4 protein-coding genes are annotated in these 5,032 nt (G+C 64.5%); 2 read left to right on the top strand and 2 right to left on the bottom strand.

The features are described 5' to 3' along the window. Both tal and tkt read right to left on the bottom strand, forming a co-directional pair. On the bottom strand, positions 1-499 hold a 499-nt coding region (gene tal / locus WBF82_RS19005; protein WP_424384495.1), incomplete at its 3' end, for a transaldolase. Between the two features lie 14 nt (positions 500-513). Beyond that, positions 514-2,604 carry a transketolase gene (gene tkt / locus WBF82_RS19000; protein ID WP_424384494.1) on the bottom strand — a complete coding sequence of 697 codons (2,091 nt, stop codon included), beginning with the start codon at positions 2,602-2,604 and terminating at the stop codon, positions 514-516. 194 nt (positions 2,605-2,798) lie between these two features. Here tkt and WBF82_RS18995 point away from each other — a divergent pair, with 194 nt between their 5' ends. Next, on the top strand, positions 2,799-3,719 hold the full coding sequence (locus WBF82_RS18995) for a heme o synthase (RefSeq protein ID WP_424384493.1): 921 nt from the start codon (positions 2,799-2,801) through the stop codon (positions 3,717-3,719). Between the two features lie 237 nt (positions 3,720-3,956). Continuing rightward, positions 3,957-5,032 (top strand): PPE family protein (locus WBF82_RS18990; protein ID WP_424384496.1); only part of this gene is annotated, 1,076 nt, incomplete at its 3' end.

The following is a 5,032-nucleotide window of genomic DNA, read 5'->3' as shown; positions in this document are numbered from 1 at the left end:
GCGTGACGTTGACCGAAATACCTTCTGCCAGCGTCGAAGTGATAGCCGGCAGGCCCTCCTTGGTGGCCGGAATCTTGATCAGCAGGTTCGGCCGGTCGACGATCTTCCACAGCTCGATGGCCTGCTTGGTGGTCTTGTCGGTGTCGTGCGCCATTCGTGGGTCCACCTCGATCGACACCCGGCCGTCGACTCCGTCGGAAGCCTCCCACTGCGGTCTGAGTACGTCGCAGGCGTTGCGGACATCGTCGGTGGTCACGGTGCGGATGGTTGCGTCAACGTCGGCACCGCGCTCGGCGAGCTCGGCCACCTGACCCTCATAGGCATCGCCCTCGGCGAGCGCCTTCTGGAAGATTGACGGGTTGGTGGTGACGCCGACGACGCTCTTGGTGTCGATGAGTTCTTGTAGGTTGCCGGACTCGAGGCGCTGCCGGGACAAGTCGTCGAGCCACACGGAGACACCCGCGGCGCTGAGCGCGGCAAGGTTGGGGTTCTGGGTCATCGCATTTCCTTCTTTCAGTTGTCTAGTGCTCGTTCCGCCGCGTCGACAACGGCTTCGTGGGTAAAGCCGAATTCGCGGAACAGGGTCTTGTAGTCAGCGGATTCCCCGTAATGCTCAATTGACACCACTTCGCCGGTATCACCGACCAGTTTGTGCCAGCACTGCGCGATGCCGGCCTCGACCGCGACCCGTGCGGAGACGCTGGGCGGCAGCACGCTGTCGCGGTAGTCCTCTGGCTGGGACTCGAACCACTCCAGGCACGGCATCGATACCACCCGGGCCGGAATATCCTTCTCCGCCAACGCTTTTTGGGCGGCCACCGCGATCTGCACCTCTGAGCCGGTGGCGATCAGCACGACTTCGGGTTCGTCCCCGTCCGCATCGCTCAACACGTAGCCGCCTCTGGCGACGCCTTCCTGGCTGGTGCCCTCCAGCACCGGCACACCTTGTCTGGTCAGGCAGAGACCGACTGGACCGCTGCCGTTGCCACGGGCCAGAATTGTATGCCAGGCGTAGGCGGTCTCGTTAGCGTCGGCCGGCCGGACTACCGAGAGGTTCGGAATCGCCCGCAGTGCCGAGAGGTGCTCGATCGGTTGGTGGGTCGGCCCGTCTTCGCCGAGCCCGATCGAGTCGTGCGTCCACACGTAGATGGTGTCGATGTCCATCAGCGATGCCAGTCGCACCGCCGGGCGCATGTAGTCGGAAAATTGCAAGAACGTCCCGCCGTAGGCACGGGTGGGACCGTGCAGCACGATGCCGGACAGGATCGAGCCCATCGCGTGTTCGCGAACACCGAAGTGCAGGGTGCGGCCGTACCAGTGCGCGGTGTAGTCCTTCGTCGAAATGCGCGGTGGCCCAAAGGAATCAGCGCCCTTGATGGTGGTGTTGTTGCTGCCGGCCAAGTCGGCCGAACCGCCCCACAGCTCCGGCAACTTCGGTCCTACCGCGTTGAGCACCTCGTTAGACGCTTTGCGGGTGGCCACGTCATCCGACCCGGGTTCCCAGTGCGGGAGGTCAGCGTCCCAACCGTCGGGCAGCTTTTCGGCGGTCAACCGGTCCAGGAGCGCTTTGCGCTCCGGTTCGCGCTGCGCCCACGCGTCGAACACCGGCTGCCACTTCTCGTGAGCTTCCTTACCACGCTCTACGAGCTTGCGAGTGTGGGCGATCACCTCGTCGCGCACCTCGAAGGTCTTGTCCGGGTCGAATCCGAGGATCTTTTTGACCGCCGCGACTTCATCGTCACCGAGCGCCGCGCCGTGCGCCTTGCCGGTATTCATCAGGTTGGGCGCCGGATAGCCGATGATGGTCCGCAGCGAGATGAACGACGGCCGGTCGGTGACGGCCTTGGCGTTGGCAATGGCTTCCTCGATAGCGACGACGTTCTCGCCGCCCTCGACGCGCTGCACGTGCCACCCGTAGGCCTCATACCGGGCTGCGGTGTCCTCGCACAGGGCGATGTTGGTGTCGTCCTCGATCGAAATCTGGTTGTGGTCATAGAACACAATCAGGTTGCCGAGCTCCTGGACCGCGGCCAGCGACGACGCCTCGGAGGTCACCCCCTCTTCCATGTCACCGTCGGAGGCGATCACATAGATGTAGTGGTCGAACGGGCTGGTTTCCGGCTCGGCGTCCGGGTCGAAAAGGCCGCGTTCATACCGCGCCGCCATCGCCATCCCCACCGCCGACGCCAGACCCTGCCCCAGCGGGCCGGTGGTGATCTCCACACCCTTGGTGTGCCGGAACTCCGGGTGCCCGGGAGTCTTGGATCCCCAAGTGCGCAACGACTCGAGATCAGAGAGCTCCAAACCGAATCCACCCAGGTAGAGCTGGATGTAGAGGGTCAGGCTGCTGTGTCCGGCCGACAGGATGAACCTGTCTCGGCCCAGCCAGGTCGTGTCGCTGGGGTCGTGACGCATGGTCCGCTGAAACAGGATGTACGCCAGCGGAGCCAGGCTCATCGCCGTGCCGGGATGGCCATTGCCGACCTTCTGGACCGCGTCGGCGGCCAGTACCCGGATGGTGTCGACTGCGGCCGAATCGATCTCGGTCCAGTCGTCGGGCAGGTGCGGTTGGGTCAGGGTCGAGATGTCTTCGAGTGTTGTCACGAACGCGGTCCTTGGGTCGACGTGGTGATCAGGTTCAACACTAGTGCGGGTACCCGCGTCGCTGCAGATCCACCGGCACGTGAAATTGCGCGGAATTGTTGTGAAGCGACCCTGGACTAGGAGCGGGGTAAGCGGGCGGTCTACCATCGCCTGTAGTAGAAGCTGCGCGCTGCTGTGATCCGAGGAGTTCTTGCGTGAGCATTCGCGAGCGCGTTGCGCCGAGTCGAGTCAGCACCACTTTGCTGGCGTACTTGGCGTTGACCAAGCCGCGGGTCATTGAGCTCTTGCTGGTCACCGCTATCCCGGCGATGTTGCTGGCTGACCGCGGCACGGTGAACCCGCTGCTGATCCTCAATACCCTGATCGGCGGGATGCTGGCCGCCGGCGGCGCCAACACGCTGAACTGCGTGGCAGATGCCGACATCGACAAGATGATGAAGCGGACCGCCCGACGGCCGCTTGCGCGGGCTGCCGTGCCCACCAGGAACGCGTTGGTGTTCGGTCTGGTGCTGAGCATCGGTTCGTTCTTCTGGTTGTGGCAGACCACGAACCTGCTCTCGGGGCTGCTGGCAGTGGCCACGATCGCGTTTTACGTCTTCGTCTACACCCTGTTGCTCAAGCGCCGCACCTCGCAGAACGTCGTCTGGGGTGGGGCGGCCGGCTGTATGCCGGTGATGATCGCCTGGTCGGCCGTCACCGACACGATCGGATGGCCGGCCCTGGTGATGTTCGCGATCATCTTCTTCTGGACACCGCCGCATACCTGGGCATTGGCCATGCGGTACAAGGAGGACTACAAGGCGGCTGGTGTGCCGATGCTGCCTGCCGTCGCCACCGAGCGTCAGGTCACCAAGCAGATCGTGGTTTACACCTGGCTGACGGTGGCTGCGACGCTGGCGCTGGCGCTGGCAGCCGGATGGCTGTACACCGCGGTGGCCGTGGTGGCGGGGGTGTGGTTCTTGACGATGGCCCACCAGCTCTATGCCGGGGTGCGTCGCGGTGAGCCGGTCAAGCCGTTGCGCCTGTTCTTGCAGTCGAACAACTACCTGGCTGTGGTCTTCTGCGCGTTGGCGCTGGATTCGGCGATGGCGCTGCCGACCCTGCTTCGGTTCTGATTATTAGCACCACAACGCACCCGCCTGTCAGTACCACACCCAAATCGACGATTCGCAGAGAAAGCGCGAGTAACGGCCTGCAGAACGTCGATCTGGGCGGCTGGACACCGAGGGCCCGCCCTGAGCGGCTGAGCCTTAGCGCCACGTCGTAGACCTGCGAATACCCCCTACCCGGTCGGGGTCTTGTAACTACGACACTGCGTCGTATTGAATGCCGACGTGACTGCACCGGTGTGGATGGCTTCGCCGCCCGAGGTGCACTCGGCGTTGTTGAGCAGTGGCCCAGGGCCCGGGTCACTGCTGGCCGCGGCCAGCGCTTGGACGTCCCTGAGCACCGAATACGCTTCAGTCGCTGAGGAACTCAGAGCTATCTTGTCCGCGGTGCAGGCCGGGGCTTGGGAAGGGCCGAGTGCCGAGCACTACGTGGCTGCACACGTTCCGTATTTGGCCTGGCTGATGCGGGTCAGTGCCAAAAGTGCATCCGAGGCCGTCCAGCACGAGACCGCGGCCAGCGCGTACACCGCGGCGTTGGCCGCGATGCCGACGTTGCCGGAGCTGGCCGCCAACCACATGATTCACGGCGTCTTGGTGGCGACCAATTTCTTCGGTATCAACACGATTCCGATCGCGCTCAACGAGGCCGACTATGTGCGGATGTGGATTCAGGCGGCCACCACTATGAGCACCTATCAGGCGGTGTCCACTATGGCGCTGGCAGCAGCGCCGCAGACAGATCCGGCCCCGCAAATCGTGACTCAGCACAATCCGGCCGACGGCGAATCCGGCGGTGATACTGGAACGCTGCCGCCGATCGACAACGACGGTGGCACGCCATACGACCTGAGCTGGTGGAGCAATCGCGTCCTGGAAGTCGTGCAAACCTTGCAACGAGACGTCGGGATCATCGGGCAAAACCCGGCACAAGGGTTGACCCAGCTGACCGCCGACATCGGGGCGCTGGCATCGGACGAGTTCGGCCATGCGATCGAAGCCATCCAGGCCTTTCCACAGCTGTTGGCGCTTCCGTTCGTGGTGCCAGTCGGCGCGGTGGGGGGCATTGCCGGCCTGGGCGGGCTGGCAGGCATCCAGCTTGAAGCGGCCCCGCTACCAGCCGCCGCGTCGACCGTACCGGCGACGCAGCCGTCGAGTTTGCCGGCAGCGACCGGTAGCTCCGTCCAGATCGGCGTCTCGGGAGGCGGCGTCTCCGTGTCCAGTCCACTACCCAGTTCGGCGCCCACCGCGAGCACTGTTGCCCCCTCCGTAGCGACGCCGCCACCACTTGGGGCGGCCAGTTTCGTGCCTCCTTACGCGGT

The sequence above is a fragment of the Mycobacterium sp. genome (assembly GCF_049673265.1).
In the GTDB taxonomy this organism is placed as follows: Bacteria; Actinomycetota; Actinomycetes; order Mycobacteriales; family Mycobacteriaceae; genus Mycobacterium.
The sequence above is the reverse complement of the archived record's forward strand: the minus strand, read 5'-3'. Positions and strand labels throughout refer to the sequence as shown.